Origin of the sequence: Streptomyces sp. NPDC056231, assembly GCF_048270745.1 — a bacterium.
Lineage (GTDB): Bacteria > Actinomycetota > Actinomycetes > Streptomycetales > Streptomycetaceae > Streptomyces.
Window position 1 is genome coordinate 1 of record NZ_JBLVKW010000104.1, and the last position, 21036, is coordinate 21036.

The 21036-nt window shown below is 70.2% G+C and carries 15 protein-coding genes and 1 pseudogene; 7 read left to right on the plus strand and 9 right to left on the minus strand.

Translation table 11 applies throughout. From position 1 onward, the window contains the following. The first annotated feature begins 481 nt into the window (after positions 1-481). Positions 482-1864 carry an MFS transporter gene (locus tag ACNPQM_RS39450; RefSeq protein ID WP_418087751.1) on the plus strand — a complete coding sequence of 461 codons (1383 nt, stop codon included), beginning with the start codon at positions 482-484 and terminating at the stop codon, positions 1862-1864. A gap of 62 nt (positions 1865-1926) precedes the next feature. Here ACNPQM_RS39450 and ACNPQM_RS39455 read toward each other — a convergent pair whose 3' ends face one another. Next, on the minus strand, positions 1927-2406 hold the full coding sequence (locus ACNPQM_RS39455) for an NUDIX hydrolase (protein ID WP_358861286.1): 480 nt from the start codon (positions 2404-2406) through the stop codon (positions 1927-1929). 30 nt (positions 2407-2436) lie between these two features. After that, positions 2437-4032, minus strand: a complete 1596-nt coding sequence (lnt, locus tag ACNPQM_RS39460) for an apolipoprotein N-acyltransferase (protein ID WP_418087752.1) — start codon at positions 4030-4032, stop codon at positions 2437-2439. Positions 4033-4238: 206 nt separating this feature from the next. On the opposite strand from lnt, the gene ACNPQM_RS39465 reads away from it, so the two are divergent. Then, positions 4239-5369, plus strand: coding sequence for an O-antigen ligase family protein (locus ACNPQM_RS39465; RefSeq protein WP_418087753.1), 1131 nt, complete (start codon positions 4239-4241; stop codon positions 5367-5369). 22 nt (positions 5370-5391) lie between these two features. Here the strand turns inward: ACNPQM_RS39465 and ACNPQM_RS39470 are convergent, their stop codons facing one another. After that, positions 5392-5955 carry a hypothetical protein gene (locus tag ACNPQM_RS39470; protein ID WP_418087754.1) on the minus strand — a complete coding sequence of 188 codons (564 nt, stop codon included), beginning with the start codon at positions 5953-5955 and terminating at the stop codon, positions 5392-5394. 68 nt (positions 5956-6023) lie between these two features. Beyond that, positions 6024-6809 carry a glutamate racemase gene (locus ACNPQM_RS39475; protein WP_358861282.1) on the minus strand — a complete coding sequence of 262 codons (786 nt, stop codon included), beginning with the start codon at positions 6807-6809 and terminating at the stop codon, positions 6024-6026. 58 nt (positions 6810-6867) lie between these two features. Here ACNPQM_RS39475 and ACNPQM_RS39480 point away from each other — a divergent pair, with 58 nt between their 5' ends. Next, a complete protein-coding gene (locus ACNPQM_RS39480) occupies positions 6868-8046 on the plus strand; it encodes a glycosyltransferase (protein ID WP_418087755.1) in 1179 nt (392 codons plus the stop codon). A gap of 52 nt (positions 8047-8098) precedes the next feature. Here the strand turns inward: ACNPQM_RS39480 and ACNPQM_RS39485 are convergent, their stop codons facing one another. Further along, positions 8099-9457, minus strand: a complete 1359-nt coding sequence (locus ACNPQM_RS39485) for a TerD family protein (RefSeq protein WP_418087756.1) — start codon at positions 9455-9457, stop codon at positions 8099-8101. Between the two features lie 155 nt (positions 9458-9612). Here ACNPQM_RS39485 and ACNPQM_RS39490 point away from each other — a divergent pair, with 155 nt between their 5' ends. Then, complete coding sequence (locus ACNPQM_RS39490; RefSeq protein WP_418087757.1) at positions 9613-10329, plus strand: GntR family transcriptional regulator; 717 nt, start codon at positions 9613-9615, stop codon at positions 10327-10329. A 25-nt stretch (positions 10330-10354) separates the two neighbouring features. Here ACNPQM_RS39490 and ACNPQM_RS39495 read toward each other — a convergent pair. The 3 genes and pseudogenes from ACNPQM_RS39495 to ACNPQM_RS39505 all read right to left on the minus strand — a co-directional run. Continuing rightward, positions 10355-10816: pseudogene (locus tag ACNPQM_RS39495) on the minus strand (amidohydrolase family protein); the annotation flags it as partial. 491 nt (positions 10817-11307) lie between these two features. Next, positions 11308-12813 (minus strand): glycoside hydrolase family 71 protein, encoded by a 1506-nt coding sequence (locus ACNPQM_RS39500; protein WP_418087758.1) that lies wholly within the window; start codon positions 12811-12813, stop codon positions 11308-11310. Between the two features lie 114 nt (positions 12814-12927). Then, positions 12928-13890 (minus strand): LCP family protein, encoded by a 963-nt coding sequence (locus ACNPQM_RS39505; RefSeq protein ID WP_418087759.1) that lies wholly within the window; start codon positions 13888-13890, stop codon positions 12928-12930. Between the two features lie 566 nt (positions 13891-14456). On the opposite strand from ACNPQM_RS39505, the gene ACNPQM_RS39510 reads away from it, so the two are divergent. Further along, entirely contained in the window at positions 14457-15860 is a 1404-nt protein-coding gene (locus ACNPQM_RS39510) for an exopolysaccharide biosynthesis polyprenyl glycosylphosphotransferase (protein WP_358862942.1), read from the plus strand. A gap of 71 nt (positions 15861-15931) precedes the next feature. Here the strand turns inward: ACNPQM_RS39510 and ACNPQM_RS39515 are convergent, their stop codons facing one another. Then, the gene (locus ACNPQM_RS39515; RefSeq protein WP_418087760.1) at positions 15932-16864 is read right to left on the minus strand and encodes a GDP-L-fucose synthase family protein; all 933 of its coding nucleotides are present in this window, start codon (positions 16862-16864) and stop codon (positions 15932-15934) included. A gap of 150 nt (positions 16865-17014) precedes the next feature. On the opposite strand from ACNPQM_RS39515, the gene gmd reads away from it, so the two are divergent. Both gmd and ACNPQM_RS39525 read left to right on the plus strand, forming a co-directional pair. Beyond that, positions 17015-18028 carry a GDP-mannose 4,6-dehydratase gene (gmd, locus tag ACNPQM_RS39520; RefSeq protein WP_358862940.1) on the plus strand — a complete coding sequence of 338 codons (1014 nt, stop codon included), beginning with the start codon at positions 17015-17017 and terminating at the stop codon, positions 18026-18028. Between the two features lie 236 nt (positions 18029-18264). Next, positions 18265-20988 carry a LamG-like jellyroll fold domain-containing protein gene (locus ACNPQM_RS39525; protein WP_418087761.1) on the plus strand — a complete coding sequence of 908 codons (2724 nt, stop codon included), beginning with the start codon at positions 18265-18267 and terminating at the stop codon, positions 20986-20988. Positions 20989-21036: the final 48 nt, after the last annotated feature.

Here is a 21036-nt window from a genome sequence, read left to right on the forward strand (position 1 = left end):
CTCCGACCGCTCCGCCCGCAGGCCCACGCGACGCAAGCCCGGCACCGAACTCGTGCTCGCCCGGCAGGCCGCCTGCTGATCACCCACCAGCCGACCCGTCAGGCGAACATGCCCCGACCTCAATCGCTCCCAAGGCCGTTAGGCCCGGCTGTCGCGTCGGGTGGGCCGGGTTCCACGGCTCCGGTCAGGGTGGTGCTGCTCGTAGGGACGGGAAGGTGCTGGTCAGCCGGGGTTCGGCAGGGCCGCGAGCCGTTGCAGGGCTTCGGTGATCACGTCGGTCCAGGGCCCGAATGATGCAACTCGGACAGCGTCGTTCGTGGCCTCGTCGAAGCCCTCGCAGAGGTTCCCAGCACCCCCATGGTGGGCACACGCACTCCGGCACGCGGAACTATGGTGTCCCACCACATACGCCTCTGACCTGCGCGTTCCTACGGTGTGGCGACACGCAAACGTCCCCGTCACACACCAGGAAGTGGTACCGATGTCCTCCCCCGCGACCGCTCCTCCACCACCCTCGAACCTCAGGCGCATCGTCGCCGCGAGCCTCATCGGCACCACCATCGAGTGGTACGACTTCTTTCTCTACGGGTCAGCAGCCGCGCTGGTCTTCAACAAGCTGTTCTTCCCAGACTCCGAGCCGCTCGTCGGAACGCTCCTCTCCTTCCTCACCTACGCCGTCGGCTTCGCCGCCCGGCCGCTCGGCGCCCTGGTCTTCGGGCACTACGGCGACCGGCTCGGCCGCAAGAAGCTGCTGGTGCTGAGTCTGCTGCTGATGGGAGGTGCGACCTTCGCCATCGGGCTGCTGCCCACGCACGCCACCGTCGGCGTCGCCGCACCGATACTGCTCACGGTGCTGCGTCTGGTGCAGGGCTTCGCCCTCGGTGGTGAGTGGGGCGGGGCCGTACTGCTGGTGTCGGAGCACGGAGATGCAAAGCGGCGCGGGTTCTGGGCCTCCTGGCCGCAGACCGGGGCGCCGGCCGGGCAGTTGCTCGCCACCGGAGTGCTCTCCGCCCTCACCGCGCTGATGTCGGACGCGGCCTTTGGGGCGTGGGGCTGGCGTATCCCGTTCCTGCTCTCCGGTCTGCTGGTGGCCGTCGGCTTGTGGATTCGTCTCTCTGTCGATGAATCGCCGGTGTTCAAGGAGGCGTTGGCGAGGGCCGAGGAGCGTAAGGCGTCCGCCGCGGCCACCGAGAAAATGCCGCTCGTCGCCGTGCTGCGGCACCACTGGCGTGATGTGCTCGTCGCCATGGGCGCCAGGATGGCGGAGAACATCAGCTACTACGTGATCACCGCGTTCATCCTCGTCTATGCGGTGACGGCCGCCGACCTGAGCAAGCAGACGGCGCTGAACGCCGTACTCATCGCCTCCGCCATCCACTTCACGGTCATCCCGATGTGGGGTGCGCTGTCGGACCGGATCGGCCGCAAGCCCGTCTATCTGATCGGGGCGGTCGGTGTGGGGCTGTGGATGTTCCCGTTCTTCGCACTGATCGACAGCCGCAGCTTCGGCAGCCTGCTGCTCGCCGTCACCGTCGGGCTCATCTTCCACGGCGCGATGTACGCACCGCAGGCGGCCTTCTTCTCGGAGATGTTCGCGACCCGGATGCGGTACTCGGGTGCGTCGATCGGTGCGCAGTTCTCCTCGGTCGCGGCCGGTGCTCCGGCGCCGCTCATCGCCACCGCGCTGCTCGCGGACTACCACACCTCGACGCCTATCTCGCTGTACGTCATCGCCGCGGCGCTCATCACCGTGCTGGCGGTCGTGTGTGCCAAGGAGACCCGCCACCGGGATCTCACGGACATCGAGGCGACGGCGGAGCCGGACGGGGCCGCGGTGCTGCCCGCCGATGCGCGTACCGCCTGAGTTCCGGTGGCCGGACGGGGCGGGGAACCGGCCCGTCCGGCCACGGTGCGTGTACTACCGCGTCACGGCTGGACCGTCGGCTCGAACCAGGTCGGTTCGTCGGTCAGGGACTGCTTGATCCGGAAGAGACCGAAATCGTTCAGCGGCGGCAGGGCATCGAGCGGGAACCAGTCCACCTCCAGGGACTCGTCGTCATTGACGCGGGCCTCACCGCCGGTCGCCCTGCAGCGGAAGGTGATGTCCAGGAACTGGCAGCGGTCGCCATTGGCGTACTGCACGGGGTTCAGCGCCTGGGTGAGCACCACCCGCTCCGCCACACAGTGCACGGCGGTCTCCTCGTACACCTCGCGCACCGCCGTCGCGGCGGGCTGCTCCCCGGGTTCGCAGATGCCGCCGATGAGCGCCCACTTGCCGGTGTCGGCGCGTCTGCCGAGCAGAACCCTGTCCTCGTCGTCGAAGACCACGGCGCTGACGCCCGGCAGCAGGAGCAGCTGTGTGCCCGCAGTGGCACGGATTTCACGGATGAAGTCAGGAATGGCCATGCGCCGACCCTACGTGGCCCGTGCCACCGTTCAGCGCCCTCGGCGCGCCCGTACCGATCTGACGGTCGCCCAGCCCAGTCCCGCTGCGGCGATCAGCACGAGCAGCCCCTCGGGGAGCGTGCCCAGCCGGGTCGCGGGGGTCAGCGAGGAGCGCAGCGGCACCTTGTCCACCAGCGCGTCCGGGGTGAACATCTTCGTCTCCTGGGCGATCGTCCCGTCCGGGCGGATGACCGCGCTGACGCCGCTGGTGACGGGGACGACCACGGACCGGCTGTGTTCCACGGCCCGCACCCGGCTCATGGCCAGCTGCTGGTACGTCATCTCGCTGCGCCCGAAGGTGGCGTTGTTGCTGGGGACCGCGATCAGCTGGCTGCCGTGTTCGACCGTGTCCCGTACGGCGTCGTCGAACGCGGCCTCGTAGCAGGTGACGAGCCCCACTTTGGTGCCCGCGAGGTCGAACACGCCGACCTTCTTGCCCGGTCCGAAGTCGCGCTGCACCCGGTCGACGTCGGAGCTGAAGATGCGTACGAAGGAACGCATCGGCATGTACTCGCCGAACGGCTGGATGTGGCGCTTGTCGTACGTGGCGACGGGGCCGCCCGACGGGTCCCACTGGATGAGGGTGTTGCGCAGCTTTCCGGTGTCGGGCTCGATGACCGCGCCGACCACGGTGGGGGCGTTGATCGCCTTCACCGCTTCGTCGATGACGATCCGCGCGTCGGCATTGCGGTAGGGGTCGAGGTCGGAGGAGTTCTCGGGCCACAGCACGAAGTCGGGCTGCGGTACCTTGCCCGCCTTCACCTCGCGGGCGAGCTGTTCGGTGCGGCGTGCGTGGTTGTCAAGAACGGCGCGGCGCTGGGCGTTGAAGTCGAGTCCGAGGCGCGGCACATTGCCCTGGATCGCGGCGACGGTCGCGGTTCCGTCCTCCGCCGAGTCGTCGACGAGCGGGCGCGCGGCCAACGCCCCGGCCAGGGGCACGAGGACGGTCGCGGCCGCGGCGGAAACCGCGGCGCGGGGAATTCGACCGGTGCTGCGGTACGTGCGGAAGGAACGCACCGCTTCGAACAGTCCGAAGCCGCACAGCACCACCGCGAACGAGAGCAGCGGCGTGCCGCCCACCGCCGCGAGCGGCAGGAACACGCTGTCGGCCTGCCCGAAGGCGATCTTGCCCCAGGGGAACCCGCCGAACGGCACCCGGGCCCGGACCGCCTCGTCCAGGGCCCAGACCGCGGCGGCCCAGACCGGCCACCACGCGAGCCGGGACACGGCGGCGACCCCGATGCAGCCCATGGCGACGAACAGCGCTTCGGCGGCGGCGAGCGCCAGCCACGGCACTGGACCGACCTCTTCGCCCGTCCAGTGCAGCAGCGGCAGCATGAAGCCGAGCCCGGCGAGCAGGCCGAGGCCGAATCCGGCGCGCAGCCGACGGCTGTGCAGAACCCAGCCGAGCAGTGCGAAACCGGGGAGAACCAGCCACCACAGCGGTCGGGGCGGGAAGCTCAGATACAGCAGCACACCCGACAGCACGGCTGCGGCCGGCCGTGCGAGCCGCGGCAGGAACCGTCTCCCCCGCTGCTGAGTGACGGAGGACTGCGGGTCGTCGACGGGGCTGATGGTGGTGCTCACCCGGCGGAGTCTACGGTGGTGAGGCGAGCGCGGGGCAGCCCCGGGGCGATACCGGAATGCATTCGGAATGCTTCGTGCCGGATCGTTCCTGCGCATTTCCTCCACAAACCCGCACCACTGCCGTTACCGTGTGCGCCAGTCCCCCACCGACCGGCCGGATCCGGCCGTCGTGGACGGGACGGTCACAGTTCGGGGGGTCGGACACGATGACTGCACGGGCGGGCCGGCACGGGGCTCGGGAAGGCGGCAACGCGTCCGATGCGGCCGGAGCTGTGATCCTCGCCGCCTGCGCGATCTGGTCCTTGGTCAGCGCGGCCGGGCGGGAGACCAGGCCGGAGGGTGTGCTGCTGGCGCTGCTGGCCGTCGCCGCAGGGTTTGTCTGCGGCCGGATCTGCGGCACGCTGCTGCCGGTGGCCACCGCGGCGGTCGCCGCCGTCGCCGCCCTCGCCCTGGCGCTCGCCTCGCACGGTGGTATGCCGGGTGCCACCGCCGCTGCCGATGTCGCGCCCGGTCACACCGGGGCGGCGGCCGCGCTGCTGGTGCTGGCCGCGGGCGCCGCCTGCTGCGCGGCAGCGGCGGCCCGCCGGGCACCGGTGCGTCTCACGCTGCGATTGCTCGCGCTCGGCACCGCCTGTGCCGCGTCGGCCATGCACTCGGTGGCTGGATTCGTCACGGCGTTCGGGGTGCTGCTCAGTTCGTTGGCCGCGGTCAGGATGCGCCGCAGACTGCTGGGCCTGACCGGACTGGCGCTGGTCACGGCGCTGGTGGTCGGTGCGTCGTGTGCGGTGGCCGAGGATGCTCTGCCCGACGGGCTGATGGTCTCTCTGGAGGGGCAGCTCACCCGGAACCGGGTGCTGCTCTGGCAGGACGCGGTGGATCTCGCCGAGGAGTATCCGCTGCTGGGCGTCGGACCCGGCCGGTTCGCCGAGCTCAGCCCCACCGCCCAGCAGACCGTGCGGTCGGACGGGAAACCCCACTCGGCGCCGCTGCAGCAGGCGGCCGAGCAGGGGATCGTGGGGGTGGCGCTGCTGGGGGCGGCATTCGGCTGGCTGCTGTACGTACTGTGGCGCTCACCCCGCGCCACGGCGGTCGTACTGACGGCTGGTGCCGCGCTCACCGCATTGGCGGCGCTGGCGAGTGTCGGAAACGCGCTGAGCTTCACGCCGGTGACGGCGGGCGTGGGGCTGCTCGCGGGGCTGGCCTCGGCCCGGCAGCCGATCGGGGACGGCACGTCGGGCACATCCCGTACGGAGAGTGACGAGGATGCGGACCGTGCCGCGTACGGGACGGGGACCACGGCCGGACGCCGTCCACAGGCCGGCCGCACCCCCTTCTGACGGGTGCGGCACTGCTGACCGTTCAGCCCCCGGCAGCCGCGTCGGCCGCCGGCAGCTGGAGCCGTTCGCGGATGAACCGTACGCCCTCTTCCGCATCGTCCACCGTCACGGTGAACGTCCTGCCGTCGCCGAGCTTGAGCACCAGGCCCTCTCCCCTGCGGACCACCACGGCCATCCCCTGCTCGGGGCGCCAGCGGTAGCCCCAGCCACCCCAGTGGCGGGGGGTGACTCGGGGGACGAACTCCGCCCCGACCACGTGGGTGAGCAGGATCCGTCGGCGCGGCAGGCCCATGTGGCCGCAGCGCACTTCCAGGGCGTCTCCGTCGACCCGCACGGCCACGTTCACAAAGGCGAGCGTCCCGAACAGCATGAGCAGTCCGGCCGCCACGCAGCCGATCACCGACATCAGCAAAGGCGCGATGCCAGAGGTCCAGTTGGAGGTCACGGCGAGGTCGACACCCAGTGCCAGGCACGCCGCGCCGGCTGCGGCGAGCACCCACTGCGCCTTGTTGGTGGCCCGGCCGGTCCAGACGGCGGGGGCCGCCTCGGCGCCGGTCCCGCTCGGATTCCGGGGGTGGTCCCTCATGCCAGCAGGGTACTCAGAATCCGGGCATCCGGGATGGGCCCAACGGCCCTCACCCAGTCGGCGACGGCTCAGTGGGCGGAGCTGACGGCTGCCAGCAGCCGCCCCTCGGCGTAGGTCAGGGCGGCTTCCGGCAGCTCGGCGTCACGGCCGCTCAGGAGCACGGTGAGGGAGGAGGCCGGCTCGGCCGACGGCGCGGGCGCGACCCCGATCCGGCGCAGTGCCTGGGCGGCGACGGCCCCGGCGGAGCCGTGCAGTGCTACGGGCGGCAGGCCGGGCTGCTGGACGGCGGCACGGATCCGTTCGGCGACCAGTTCGTAGTGGGTGCAGCCGAGAACGACGGCCCGTACGCCCGGTGGAGTGAGCGCGGCGGCTGCGGCGACGGCACGGTCGATCGCCGCTTCGTCCGCGTTCTGCACGGCGTCGGCGAGACCAGGACAGGCGACCTCGGTGACGTCGACAGAGCCGGCGAATTCGCGGATGAGTCCGCGCTGGTAGGGACTGCCCGTCGTGGCGGGGGTCGCCCAGATGGCGACGGGTCCGCCGCCGGACGCGGCCGGCTTGATCGCGGGGACGGTACCGATGACGGGGAGCGCGGGTTCCAGCGCGGCACGGAGCGTCGGCAGGGCGTGTACGGAGGCGGTGTTGCAGGCGACGATCAGCGCGTCGGGCCGGTGGGCGGCGGCCGCGCGGGCCACGGCCAGCGCGTGCGCGGTCAGGTCCTGCGGTGTCCGCGGACCCCACGGCATGCCGTCGGGGTCGGAGGAGAGCACCAGATCGGCGTCGGGCCTCAGCCGACGTACCGCGGCGGCCGCCGGGAGCAGGCCGATTCCTGAGTCCATGAGCGCGATCTTCACCCGGTCACCATAGTCGACCGCCCTTGCGGTCTCGCCGGAGTGGGGCAGACTGCGGCGAATGAGCGCCGTTGCCTGGATCGCCGTGGGTTCGCTGGCCGCGTGGGTGTGGCTGCTGCTGGGACAGGGGTTCTTCTGGCGGACCGACCAGCGGCTGCCTCGGCGCGCGGGACCGGACCGCTGGCCGTCGGTCGCGATCGTCGTGCCCGCGCGTGACGAAGCCGACATGCTGCCGGTGAGCCTGCCGTCGCTGCAGGCGCAGGACTATCCGGGGGCAGCGGAGATCTTCCTGGTCGACGACTGCAGCAAGGACGGCACCGGTGATCTCGCCCGTGCGCTGTCCGTGCGGTACGGCGGGCTGCCGGTGACGGTGGTCTCTCCCGGGGAGCCGGAGTCCGGCTGGACGGGCAAGCTCTGGGCCGTACGGCACGGGATCGCACTCGCGCGGGCCCGAAAGCCGGCGCCGGAATTTCTGCTGCTCACGGACGCGGACATCGCGCATGAGCCGGACAGTCTGCGGGAGCTGGTCGCCGCCGCATGTTCCGGCGGGTTCGATCTGGTCTCGCAGATGGCCCGGCTGCGGGTGGCGAGCGCCTGGGAACGCCTTGTCGTGCCGGCGTTCGTGTACTTCTTCGCGCAGCTCTATCCGTTCCGGTGGGTGAACCGGGCGAAGGCACGGACCGCGGCCGCGGCGGGCGGCTGTGTTCTGCTGCGGACCGGGGCCGCCGAGCGGGCGCGGGTTCCGGAGTCCATCCGGCAGGCGGTCATCGACGACGTGTCGCTGGCGCGTGCGGTGAAGCGCAGCGGCGGGCGGATCTGGCTGGGGCTCGCGGAGCGGGTGGACAGTGTGCGGCCGTATCCCCGGCTCGCGGATCTGTGGCGGATGGTCTCCCGCAGCGCGTACGCACAGTTGCGGCACAGCCCGGTTCTGCTCATCGGTACGGTGCTGGGTCTCGCGCTCGTCTATCTCGCCCCGCCGGTCACACTGGCGGCAGGGCTGCTGGGCGGCGATCGGCCGGCGGCATGGGCAGGTGGCGCGGCGTGGGCGGTGATGGCGGGGACGTACATGCCGATGCTCGGTTACTACCGGCAGTCGATGTGGCTCGCGCCGTTGCTGCCGTTCACCGCCGTGCTGTATCTGCTGATGACGGTGGACTCGGCGGTGCAGCACCACCGCGGCCGCGGCGCGGCCTGGAAGGGACGCACCTACGCCCGTCCCGAGGCCGCACCGGACCGATGAACGGAGGGAACACTGGTCCGTCCGCAGGGGCGGGCTCCGGACGGACCGGGGGTCATTTACGGCCGGGCGTCCAGCTCATCCCCCACCCATAGGCGTAGTCGATGGTGCGCTGCGGACTCACTCCGCGTTCGGGTACGAGATAGCGGGCTTCGCGCTGCACGGTGAGGTCTCCCCCGTTGTTGGTGATGAGTGCGAGTGCGCAGACGGTGGAGGGAACGGTGCATTCGTCGAGTGAGAAGTCGATCGGGGCGCCGTTCTGCGGCTGCAGGGTGACCGTCGCGTGCAGATCGGCGAAACTCCGGGCGCCTTCATAGATGGTGACGAAGATCAGGACTCGGCGGAGCCGGTCCCTGTGGTCGAGGTTGATGGTCAGGTTCTCGCCGGTGGAGACGGCGCCGGTGCGGTCGTCCCCGTCGAGATGGATATAAGGGGGCTGCCCGAGAGCGCCGAAGGCGTTTCCGAGCGCCTGCACAACTCCCTTCCTGCCGTCGGTCAGTTCGTAGAGGGCGCAGAGATCAAGATCGAGATCCGCGTGGTTGGCGACGGCCCTGCCGAGTTTGCTGCCCCAGCTCTTGAACTGTTTGCGCACTTGCCAGTTGAGATTGACGCGCATGACTCCTGACGTGCCGCCTTGCTTGGCGAGGGAGACGGACGGCGCGTCCTTGGTGAGCGTCACCTTGGAGAGCCGGACGGGCTGGGGGGATGGCGGTGCAGGCGGCGCGACCGGGGGCGCCGGGGGTGCCACCGGAGCGGCAGCCGGGGGCTGGGCGTGCGGGGGGAACCGGGGCGGTGGCGGCAAGTCAACTCGTGCTGCCCCTTGGGGTTGTTGAGATTGAGGAGGCTGGTGCGATCGCTGAGGCTGTTGGGGTTGCTGGGGCTCGTCGACGGAAATGCCGAAGTCCGTGGCGAGACCTTCGAGGCCGCTGCTGTATCCCTGACCCACGGCGCGGAATTTCCAGGCGCCCTGCCGACGGTAGAGCTCACCGAGGATGAACGCGGTCTCCACCGTCGCGTCCGCACTGTCGAAGCGCGCGATCTCCGAGCCGTTCGACATGTCCGTGATCCGTATGTACAGGGCTGGCACCTGCGCGAAGCTGCCACCGTCCGCGGAGGCGGCCAGAACGATGCGGTCGATGACGGGCTCCACCCGCGCCAGATCCACCGCAAGGCTGTCCGTGACACCGCCGGCGGCGTTGCGTTTGCCCTCATGACGCACCGCGCCGGAGCCATGCACCGGCTGGTTGTAAAAGACGAAGTCCGCGTCGCTGCGCACCTTTCCCGACACGAGAAGGAGCGCCGATGCATCCACGTCCGGTGTCCCCGGGGCGGTACGCCACCCCAGTTCGACCCGCACGGCCTGGGCCGCCACTGGAACATTGGCTCCTTTTTGCATGGTCATGCTCGCCCCCATCACGAGTCCGGCTGCCGAAGACTTTTCCGTACCAACCTAATCCGCACCCTGCCACAGGGCCCACAGTCGCACCGGGGCCCGTCCAGCGATCCGCCGGTAACCCCCCACCTGACTAGACTACGAATGCACGCCACACCCCGAGCAGAGGAGACCGGATGTCGGCACACGACCCGTCCGATTCCGGGGCGGCTGCGAGGGGGGCGGAGCAGTCTCCTCCTCCTGCACGCCAGGTCCTGTCCGACAGCGTCTACGAGAACATCACGGCGATGATCATGGACCATGAGATCGCCCCAGGCGCCCGCGTGGGCATCGAGACACTCTCACGCACCCTCGATGTCTCGCCGACGCCGGTACGGGAGGCACTGGCCAGGCTGGAGTCGGACGGCCTGGTCGTGAAGCGTTCCCTCTCCGGGTATCGGGCCACCGAGTTGCTGACCCGGCAGGGAGTTGAGGAGCTGTTCGAGATGCGGCTGCTCCTGGAACCTCGCGCGGCCGCTCTCGCCGCGCTCAACGCCGACGAGTCACAGCTCGACAACATCGAGAAGATCCTGGAGGCCATGCAGTCGCATCCGGGCCCTGTCGGCCCCTACGCGTCCTACCGCGACTTCGCCGCCCTGGACCAGAGTTTCCATGAGGCAATCACGCAGGCCGCGCACCGACCCCTGCTCGCCGACGCGGTGGAGCGGCTCCACTCGCATCTGCACATCTTCCGGCTCAGCAGTGTGCCGGGCGCGGGCGAGCCGACTCTGGCGGAACACGACCGCGTGGTGCGCTCCATACTGCGCCGCAGTGCCGACCGCGCCGCCAAGGCGATGGCGGAGCACCTGACACGCAGCCTGGAGCGCCAGCTCGGTCATTTCGAGGAGACCTGAGCTCTCGTCCCACTGCGGTTTCCCGTCACAGGCCCGGGCGCTCGGCCGCCATCCGGTACACGCGCCGGGCGGTGCCGGACCAGACAGCCGATCGTTCGGGCTCGGAGAGCGTGGCTGTGAGCGCGCCGGTGGAATCGACCACGTCGCCGTAGGTCGCGGCGAGAGTGCACACGGGCCAGTCAGAACCGAACATGAGGCGCCGGGGTCCGAACGTCTCCACCACGGTGTCGGCGTAGGGGCGGAGGTCGTCGACGGTCCACGACCGCCCGTCAGCCTCGGTCACCATGCCGGAGAGCTTGCACACGGTGTTCGGCCCGGCAGCGAGCTCCCGTACCTGCGCGGACCACGGCTCCCGTTCTCCGGACGCGATGGGAGGCTTGCCCAAGTGGGCGAGAACGAAGGTGAGTTCCGGCACGGCCGCCGCTGCCCTGGTAGCCGCCGGAAGCTGACCGGGCAGTACGACGAGGTCGTAGACGAGCCCCGCAGACTGTGCGTGATGCGAGACCGCATCACGCACAGCGGCACGGCCTGATCTCCCAGGGGTTGTTCCGGCCGGGGACGGGCGGGAAGGTCTCCGGTGGTGGTTCGGCGGGTTTCGCCGGCCCGCGCAGTGACGTGCTGCCGCGAAGGGTGCGCCCCTGGCACAAGGCCATGGCCTTGTGCCAGGGGCGCGGTCAGGAAGGGGCTGTCATGAGGGTCAGCACACCGCGTAGGCCCTGGTCAGGGTCTGCTCGATCGTGCTGCCGGCGGTGCCGTGTGCCTTGATGCGCAGGGACACATAGCCCGATGCCAGGTTGCGCACGGACACGGTGGGCGCTCGCTTTGGTCTCCACCGGACTGGGACGGTTCACCCGCGTAGCCAGCAGACCATCGTCATCAGCCCACTCGCACCGCCAACGCGCGCCCAGGCCCGCATGAGCGGCATGGATGCCGTGGAACAGGGCCGGTCGACAGGCACCTCAGGACGCTTCCGGGAGTTCACCGGCGGCCGCTGGAGACCGCGTAGTACTGAAGGTCCTGCACGGTGACCGTCCGCCGTGCCGGATAGCGGGTGGTGACGGCGGCGACGGTGGCCCCCGCCCGGCGGACCACTGCCTCGCTGCGGCCGGGGGACAGCGGCAGGTCCTGGGCGTACGCGCCGGCGGGGGCACGGTAGGTGTGGGGCACGGTGCCCACGCGGGCCGAGACCGTGGCGGGCGCGGTCAGGAAGGTGAGCACTTCCACCTGGTCGCGCGGGGGCGCGGTGCCCGGCCGCGGGCGCATCAGCCGGGGCTGGAGCGGGGCACCGCCGGCCTCGGCGAACTGGACGCGGGAGGTGACGTACGCGGTGTCGCGGACGATCCGCGGCCAGGCCCCGGTCTTGAAGCGGGTGAGGTAGTACGAGGAGATATCCAGATAGGCGTGGCCGTTGTGGAGTGAGGGGGCGAACTGGCTGCCTTCCGAGTGGTCGTTCCAGGTGGTGAGTTGCACCCAGTCCGCACCGTCGGAGATCGCGTGGTTCCAGGTCGACCGCAGGGTGGCGGTGTTGCCCGCCTCGTCGTAGACCCCCTGGTTGGGCCGGGCGTCCTGCACGGACACGGCCTGCATCCATTTCTTTCCCAGGGAATGGGCGAGCCGGATGTCGCCGGGAACGTTGTCCTGGCGGGTGTAGCTCCGATTGCCCCAGGACGAGAAGGCATGGCTGATCGGCGCGAACCTCTCGGCGTTGGCGCGGAAGTCCAGGAAGACCGGGACGAGCGCGGTGCCGATGCCGTGGTCGCGCAGCCGGACGATGACCTGGCTCCACCAGGCGGGGTCCTGGGCCTCGGCCTTGAACGGGGAGACCACGAGGCGACCGTCGGCCAGCCGGTATGCGGACGGGGACTCGGCGAGCCGGGCCAACTGATCGGCGAGGGTGCGCGGGTCGGTGTGCAGGGACGTCATGTCCGGCATCAGCACGATCCGGAAGCCCGGGTCGACGCGCTGCGCCGCGCGCAGCAGCAGGTCGACGCGCTGACGATTGGTGCCGTCGAGGGAGAGGATGTCGACGGTGAACCCGTCGAGCCCGGCGTCCCGTGCGGTTCTCACCTCCCGTTCGAGGTTGGCGAGTTGCCAGTCGCCCCTGGACGGCGGCACAGGCAGGGGCCGGTCGCGCAGCAGTCCGCCGTAGGCCGCGTGCTTGCCCTTCTCGCCCTGCGGCGTGAGGTAGTTACGGGCGTAGTAGTCGTGCGCGGCAGGCTGGTTGTCGAGGGAGAGCGGATACGGCGGGAAGTAGTGCGCGAAGACCAGATGCGGGCTATCGCGCAACACACCGGCGGCCGGCAGGTCGAAGGGAAGCGCCGCGCTCGCCCGCGCTGCGCGGGGCGCGGCCTCGCGGTCGCGGGCCAGTCCGACACCGGTGATCAGTCCGATCAGCAGCAGGCCGAACAGGGCACCGACCACGGCACGCCGTCGGCCCGGCGACCTTCGGTGCCCGTGCGTCGGACGAGCGGGATGATCCGTCATGGGTGTCCTCCGCGGACGCCGCGGGGGCCGATGGTGCGAACTCTACTGCATGAGTTTCCCGTTGTCCGGCAAACCATCATCAGCCAGACATCTCCAGCGATCGCCGACGTCCCGTCAGGGGGTCGTGGCCCCGAGCCGGTCGACATCGTGCGACTGCAGGTAGATATCGATGGCGTCCTCGCGCATGGCTCGCCACAACTCGGGGCCGGCGCCGGGATCCAGGAGAACCACGGACTGCCCGGAGATCGTGCCGGTTCCCCTGGCGGGAGCGTTCATGAACACCATGTTCCCCGGACGGACCTTCTTGTTGTCCCACAAAAGGGCACGCAGGTCGCCGCCGTCGAGCCGGTCGTCGACACTCACGGCGGCGGTGAGGTCGTCCAGCACCTCGGCGGCCTTGACGGGGTTGGCGAAGGTCGAGGGCCGCATGACCTTCGCCAGCAGCGTGCGCAGGAAGTACTGCTGACGGTGCGTGCGGTCGAAGTCGCCGCGGGCGAGGTGGTGGCGCTCACGCACATAGGCTAGGGCTTGGGTGCCGTTCATCCGGCGGCTGGCGCCGTTCACGACGAGGTCCACTCCACCCACGGAGTCGGTGAGCTTCTTGAAGCCGTCCCAGTCGATGACGGCAAGATGGTCGACGCGCACCTTCGTCAGCCGCTGCACGGTGTCGATGAGCAGTGGCGGCCCGCCCCAGGAGAAGGCGGCGTTGAGCTTGGCCTTGCCGTGTCCCGGGATGTCCACCCACGCATCGCGCGGCAGCGAGACGACGTAAGCGCCGGAATGGTCCGCGGGGAGGTGGACCAGCATCATCGTGTCACTGCGCTGGGCCCCGTACTTCCACTCGGGGGCTTTGGCGTCACGGCCCGTGGTCGGCAGCTCGGAGCGGCTGTCGACGCCGACAAGGAGAAAGGTCTGCCCGCCGCGGGAAGGCGCCGGCTGTGCCGCCGCGGGGACCCGTGTCGGGAAGACACCGGAGAGACGGTCGACCTTCCCCGTGTAGTGCTCGACGGCCCACCAGGTGACCCCGCCCACCATGAGCAGCCCCACCGCGAGCAGCGCGAACGCCCCGAGGAGCACCCGACGCGCACGGCTCCTGCGGCGCGGGGGTCGAGTCGGCGCAACTCCGGAAGCGTCAACCTCAATTTGTGAAGGACCCGTTGAGGAATCGTGGACGTCGGTGACCGGGTCCGGCCCCGCCGGACCGGCGCTGCCCGCCCCTTTCTCGCGTTCTGCCACGTCGTCCCGACCGGTGGCTTCGGCCTCGGCCGTGTTCTTGTGCCCCACCACACAACCCCCCACATCGACGCGGTACGGCCCCTTCCGCACCGGGCGCACACTGTAGCCAGTACGTTCGACGTTCGTATCACTTTCCGTCGGTCCATCGACCCCGCCGGACCAACCAGAGGACCCCGCGCGGGATTTCGTACGATCGGCACTTCTCAGCGGCGTTCACGTAAACGCTCCCATGCGAGCACAAGTTTGCCGTATTGTTCACCATCGTGCCTCATGTTCGACGAATAGATGTTCGCGACATGAAGCGCTCGTGGAGCGAAAGGTGCCTGGGGGGGTACATGTGGGATGTTCAGGCCGCTGAATCCGACAGATCGCGCAAGGCGCGCTCGCGGGCGCGCTCCTCACCGTGGATGGGACGCAAGTCCCGTTGGTATCTTCCGGCTTCCCTGATCACCGACCTCGTCGGTGCCGGGGTGCCAGTCGCTCTGGTGCTCTCCGCCGCCCACCAGCCGTGGGCGGTGCCGAGCGGCATCGTTGCGGGATTCGCCTGGGCGGGGGTCCAGTTGTTCCGCTCGCGCTATGCGGCACGCGCCATCGGAGAGAGCCGGGGCACGCTGCCGGTGCTCCACGACTGGTTCATCCTGCTGGGGGTACTCGCCGCGGGACACGCCGCGGCCGGGATACAGCTGCGCGCGCCGCTGTGCCTGGCCGCGCTGCTGCCCGCCCTGCCGCTGACCTTGGTGTGCCGCAAGGCGGTACATCGGCATCTCACGGCGGTGCGCCGCAGGGCGCAGGCGGTGATCAAGGTCCTGGTGGTGGGTGAGCCCACCGCTGTTGACGAGGTCACCGCACATCTCGCCGCGCGCACCGACCATCCGTACGTGGCGGTGGGCGCCGTTCCCACGGGACGGGGCCCGTTCGCGTCAGGGGTCCGGACCGGGGAACGGCTCGCCGCCACCGCCCCGGAGTCCCCCACGGAGGACGCCAGTCTGGTCATCAGCGCGGTGCACCGGCTCCGCGCCGACCTGGCGCTCGTCGTCCCCGGCACCGCACTGTCCGGGGAACGGCTGCGCCGCCTCTCCTGGGGCCTGCACGACGCCGATATCGAGTTGTTCGTCGCGCCCGGCCTGGTGGAGGTGTCCGTCAAACGTCTGGAAACCGGGTCTGCCGGCGGGATGTCGCTGCTGCGCGTGGCCCCGCCGGTGCGGGAGGGCATGCAGCCTCTGCTCAAGGGGGTCCTGGACCGCTGCACCGCCCTGTTGGGCCTGCTTGTGCTGGCACCGCTGCTGCTGCTGGTCTCGGCCGCTGTGAAACTGTCCTCGCCCGGACCGGTCCTCTATCTTCACGAGCGCATCGGCCGGGCCGGACGCCCCTTCGTGATGTGGAAGTTCCGCACCATGCGGGCAGGCGCCGACCGCCAGAAGGCCGCCCTGGCCCATGAGAACGAGAACGACGGCCTGATGTTCAAGATGCGCCGCGATCCCCGGGTCACCCGGGTCGGTCGCTGGCTGCGCCGTACGTCGCTCGACGAACTGCCCCAACTGGTCAACGTCCTCAAGGGTGACATGTCCCTGGTGGGCCCGCGGCCGCCACTGGCGGAAGAAGTGGCGCACTACACGTCCGTCGAGTGGCGGCGGCTGACCGTACGGCCGGGCATGACCGGGCTGTGGCAGATCAGCGGACGCTCCGAACTGACCTGGGACGAGACCGTCCAGCTCGATCTCAGCTATGTCGACAACTGGTCGTTCACCAGTGATGTCGATGTCGTGGCCCGCACGTTCCGCGCCGTCGTCGACGGCCGCGGAGCGTACTGAGAGCGCCGCCCGTGGCCGCACAGTGCCTCGGCGCGCGCCGCACGCCGAGGCCCGTACACGAGCGGGGCCCGTCAGCCGTCGAGCTCGCCGCGCCAGTGGGCGTAGGTGGCGGCGACGCCGTCGCGCAGCGGGATCGCCGGCTTCCGGCCGAGCCGCGCGATCCGGGAGATGTCGAGCAGCTTGCGCGGGGTGCCGTCGGGCCGCTTCGCGTCCCAGGCGATACGGCCGGAAAGCCCGGTGGCCCCGGCGGGCTCACGGATGGTGAGGTCGCTGCCGCAGCCGACGTTGACCGGCTCGTCGCCGTCGTAGGAGCGCAGCCGCACGGCGCAGGCGGCGGCGAGATCATCCACGTGCAGGAACTCCCGGCGCGGGGTGCCGCTGCCCCACAGGACGACCTCCTCCCGCCCCTCGGCCACCGCCTCGTGGAAGCGGCGGAGCAGGGCGGGCATGACGTGCGACGTCTCCAGGTCGAGGTTGTCACCGGGGCCGTAGAGATTGGTCGGCATGGCGCTGATGTACGACGCGCCGTACTGACGCCGGTACGACTGCACCTGGATGATGCCCGCGATCTTCGCGAGGGCGTATGCCTCGTTGGTGGGCTCCAGCGGACCGGTCAGCAGTGCGTCCTCGGAGATCGGCTGGGCGGCGTGCTTGGGGTAGATGCACGACGAGCCCAGGAAGAGCAGGCGGCCCACCCCGGCGGCTCGGGCCCCGGCTATCACGCTGAGCTCGATCTGGAGGTTTTCCTCCAGGGACTGCACCGGCTGAGTACTGTTGGCCGTGATCCCGCCGACCTTCGCGGCGGCAAGCACGGCCGCGTCGGGGCGCAGGGCGGCGAGTTCGGCCGCGGTGCGCGCGGCGTCACGCAGATCCAGTTCGGCGCGGGTACGGGTGAGCACCTCGTGCCCGTCGGCGGCGAGCCGGCGAGCCACGGCGGAGCCCACCAGGCCACGGTGGCCGGCGACGAAGACACGGGCACGTCCGGGCAGCAGCGATGCGGTCATGGGGCGGATCGTGCGAGGAGCTGTGATCAGAACGCCCGGACCATCAACTTTTCCGACATTTCCCGTAGTTCACGACATACAACCCGCACTCGGCGGGCGTACGGGCCGGATCCGTCCCGGTGACGGGTCCGGCGGGGAGGGGAACACCGCATGACCAAGACCGCACTGATCACCGGCGTGACCGGACAGGACGGCTCGTACCTGGCGGAGTTGCTGCTGTCGAAGGGATATCGGGTACACGGCCTGCTGCGGCGGTCGTCCAGTTTCAACACCGAGCGCATCGACCACATCTACCAGGGGCCCCAAGAGGCCGAGCGGCACTTCGTGCTGCATCACGCCGACCTCTCCGACGGGGTGGCGCTGGTGAACCTGCTGCACGACATACAGCCGGACGAGGTATACAACCTGGGCGCCCAGTCCCATGTGCGAGTCTCCTTCGACGCGCCGCTCTACACCGGTGACGTGACCGGCCTCGGTGCGCTGCGCCTGCTGGAGGCCATCCGGGCGAGCGGGGTGGAGACCCGCATCTACCAGGCCTCGTCCTCCGAGATGTTCGGCTCCACGCCGCCCCCGCAGAACGAGGACACCCCCTTCCACCCGCGCAGCCCGTACGGCGCCGCGAAGGTCTTCGGGTACTGGACCACGGTCAACTACCGTGAGGCATACGGGATGTTCGCGGTCAACGGCATCCTGTTCAACCACGAGTCGCCGCGCCGCGGCGAGACCTTCGTGACCCGCAAGATCACCCGAGCCGTCGCGCGGATCAAGGCCGGCCTCCAGGACCGTCTCTACCTCGGCAACCTGGACGCGGTCCGCGACTGGGGGTACGCGCCCGACTACGTCGAGGCGATGTGGCGGATGCTCCAGCACGACGAGCCGACGGACTACGTGGTCGCCACCGGAGTCCCGGCCAGCGTCCGGCAGTTCGTGGAGACCGCGTTCGCCCACGCCGACCTCGACTGGAGCAAGCACGTGCGCTACGACCCCAAGTACGAACGGCCGAGCGAGGTCGACGCACTGATAGGGAACGCGTCCAAGGCACGCGAGACGCTGGGCTGGAGACCCACCGTCCTGGTGGACGAGCTCGCGCGAATCATGGTCGACGCCGATGTGCGGCAGGTGGAGGACCAGCTCGCGGGTGCTGCGGTGCGCATAGACCGCTGACGCCGGGTGCGGCCGTGATGGCCTGCACATTCCCGACACAGACGTCCGGGACGCACAGGGTCGGGGTGAACACATTGAAATTTCCTACTAGATGAGTCAAGTGCGTTCCATTGCGTGTCATGTACTCGTATGGTTCGCGAAACAAACATGTTCGAGCGGCCCGTTCGGATCCGAGGAGCACTGGCGGGCTCGATGAGGCAGAGGGCCCTCCACCGGGCCCGGAAGCCGGGGGGTTCATGCAAAGATCCAGAGGGCTCAGCGCCGCCCTCGTCCTGTCCACCGCGGCGGGCCTGGGCCTGGTGGCCCTGCCGCAGCCGGCCGCCGCGCTGACCCCGCCCGTCGCCTTCACCGCCGACGACCTGCCGACCTGGCAGACCAACGGCATCGTGTGGGCGCTGGCGGAGGCGGGCGGCACGGTCTTCGCCGGCGGCACCTTCTCGCAGGTGCGTCCGCCCGAGGGGGGCAGCGGGACCACGCAGAACGCGGTGAACTTCGTCGCGCTGAACGCGGCGACCGGCAACCCGACGTCCTGCAACCTGTCCTTCACGATCGGCAGCGGCAGCGCGACGGTGCGCGCGCTCGCCGTGTCGCCGGACAAGAAGACGCTGTACGCGGGCGGCTACTTCGGCGCGGTCAACGGCACGCCGGTCAGCAGCCTCGCCGCGATCGACATCGCCGCCTGCACGCCCAAGGCGAACTTCCACCCGAGCGTCTCCGCCACTGTGCGGACGCTCGCGGTCACCAACGACACCGTGTACCTGGGTGGCGACTTCTCCTCGGTCGGCGGCAGCGCGCACGCGCGGTACGCGGCGGTGGACGCCACCAGCGGCGCCGTCAAGCCCTTCCAGGCGGACGTCGACGCGCCCGGACGGGCCGTCGCGGTCACCCCGGACGGCAACAACGTGATCCTCGGCGGTGACTTCTTCACCGTCAACGGCGCGAACTCGCACGCCCTGGCCGTCGTCGACTCCGCTACGGGCGCCAACGTCCGCACCTACCCGGGGTTCATCGAGAACAACTCGGTGGTCAAGGCGCTCGACACGGACGCCACCGGCTTCTACACCGGCAACGAGGGCACCGGCGGCGGCGTCTTCGACGGCCGCATCGCGCTGGACCTGTCCACGCTGAACCAGCGCTGGCGCGACACCTGCCTGGGAGCCACCCAGGCCGTCAAGTCGTACCAGAACGTGGTGTACAGCGCCTCGCACGCGCACGACTGCTCCAGCGTCGGGGAGTACCCCGACGGGCGCCGTCGCCACCTGCTCGCGGAGCCGACCTCCGGCACCAACAAGCTGGGCTGGTTCCCGGACACCAACGACGGTCTCGGCGAGGGCATCGGCCCGCGCGCCATGGCGGTCTCCGAGACGTCCGACAACAAGTACATGTGGGTCGGCGGCGAGTTCACCACCGTCAACGGCTCGGCGGCCCAGGGCCTGACGCACTTCGCGGCAACCCCGGACGTCGGCGCGCCGACGGTGCCGTCGGTCGGCGCGGAGTCGGTCAAGCCGACCGAGGCGCACGTCCGCTGGCGTGCCAGCAGCGACACGGACGACACCAAGCTGACGTACAAGGTGTACCGCAACGGCGGTTCCACGCCGGTGTACACGGTCGACGGCGACTCCGTGGAGTGGTCGCGTCCGCAGCTGTCGTTCACCGACACCAACGTCACGGCAGGCTCCACTTACAGCTACCGGGTGACCGCGACCGACGGGGCGGGCAACGCCTCCGCGCTGTCCGCCACTGCCTCGGTGACAGTGCCGACCTCCGCCCATAAGTACCCGGCGAAGGTGCTCGGCGACGGCGCGAACCTGTACTGGCGCTATGACGAGTCCGCCACTCCGTTCGTCGGCGACACCTCGCCCGGCGATCAGAGCGGCATCCACGTCAACGGGCCCTCGCTGCGCCAGACTCCGGCCGCCGTGACCGGTCCGTCCACCGCCATCGGTTTCAACGGCAGCGACCAGATCGTCTACAGCGACAAGCGCACCACGGTGCCGGGTCAGTACTCGATCGAGACCTGGTTCAAGACGACCACGACCAGTGGCGGCAAGCTCGTCGGGTTCGGCGACAACACCACGCGGGCCAGCGGTAATTACGACAAGCACGTCTACATGCGCAACGACGGCCGGCTGGTCTTCGGCGTGTGGACGGGCACGGCCCGCACCATCACCACGCCCAACAGCTACAACAACGGCGCCTGGCACCACGTCGTCGCCACCCAGGGCTCCTCCGGGATGGCGCTGTACGTGGACGGCACCCAGATCGGCACGCTCACCGAGTCCAACAGCCAGGCCTACAGCGGCTACTGGCACGTCGGCGGCGACAACCTCAACGGCTGGCCGAACCAGCCGTCCAGCAACTACTTCGCCGGGCAGATCGACGAGACCGCGATCTACCCGTCGGTGCTGAGCGCGGCCCAGGTGCAGAGCCACTACACCCTGGCCACGGCCCCGGCCGACAGCGTGCAGACCGTCCGCGCCACGGACGACACGTACGTCAACGCCGGTGCCGCGAGCACCAACTACGGCACCTCCACCTCGCTGGCGGTGCGCGGCAGCGCGGCGTACGAGACGTATCTGCGCTTCGATCTGCCTGCGCCCCCGGCCGGGACCGTGCTCAAGAGCGCGCGGCTCACGGTGAAGACGACCACGCTGAGCAGTGCGGGCAGCACGGACGACTTCGCCATACGGCCGGTGACCGGAAGCTGGACGGAGGCGGGGACCACCTTCGCCTCCAAGCCCGCCCTGTCCTCGACCTCGGTCGGCACCCTCAGCGGGGCCACCGACCTGTCGACGGTCTACTCGGCGACGCTCGACACCTCGGCGCTCTCTCCCGCTCTGGGGGGCAGCTACGACCTGGCGCTCACGAGCACCGGGGCGGACGCGCTGTGGTTGTGGTCCAGTGAGGCGTCGGCCGCGGAGAACACCCCGCAGCTGGTGCTGACCTTCGGGGCGCCGTAACCCTCACGGCGTCCCCGTGGGCGGGGTGGGGGGGGGGGGGGCCCCCCC

Coding starts and splice junctions, on each gene's coding strand:
- ACNPQM_RS39450 (WP_418087751.1), top strand. CDS start 482: ATGTCCTCCCCCGCGACCGCTCCTCCACCACCCTCGAACCTCAGGCGC.
- ACNPQM_RS39455 (WP_358861286.1), bottom strand. CDS start 2,406: ATGGCCATTCCTGACTTCATCCGTGAAATCCGTGCCACTGCGGGCACA.
- ACNPQM_RS39465 (WP_418087753.1), top strand. CDS start 4,239: ATGACTGCACGGGCGGGCCGGCACGGGGCTCGGGAAGGCGGCAACGCG.
- ACNPQM_RS39470 (WP_418087754.1), bottom strand. CDS start 5,955: ATGAGGGACCACCCCCGGAATCCGAGCGGGACCGGCGCCGAGGCGGCC.
- ACNPQM_RS39480 (WP_418087755.1), top strand. CDS start 6,868: ATGAGCGCCGTTGCCTGGATCGCCGTGGGTTCGCTGGCCGCGTGGGTG.
- ACNPQM_RS39485 (WP_418087756.1), bottom strand. CDS start 9,457: ATGGGGGCGAGCATGACCATGCAAAAAGGAGCCAATGTTCCAGTGGCG.
- ACNPQM_RS39490 (WP_418087757.1), top strand. CDS start 9,613: ATGTCGGCACACGACCCGTCCGATTCCGGGGCGGCTGCGAGGGGGGCG.
- ACNPQM_RS39500 (WP_418087758.1), bottom strand. CDS start 12,813: ATGACGGATCATCCCGCTCGTCCGACGCACGGGCACCGAAGGTCGCCG.
- ACNPQM_RS39510 (WP_358862942.1), top strand. CDS start 14,457: ATGGGACGCAAGTCCCGTTGGTATCTTCCGGCTTCCCTGATCACCGAC.
- ACNPQM_RS39515 (WP_418087760.1), bottom strand. CDS start 16,864: ATGACCGCATCGCTGCTGCCCGGACGTGCCCGTGTCTTCGTCGCCGGC.
- gmd (WP_358862940.1), top strand. CDS start 17,015: ATGACCAAGACCGCACTGATCACCGGCGTGACCGGACAGGACGGCTCG.
- ACNPQM_RS39525 (WP_418087761.1), top strand. CDS start 18,265: ATGCAAAGATCCAGAGGGCTCAGCGCCGCCCTCGTCCTGTCCACCGCG.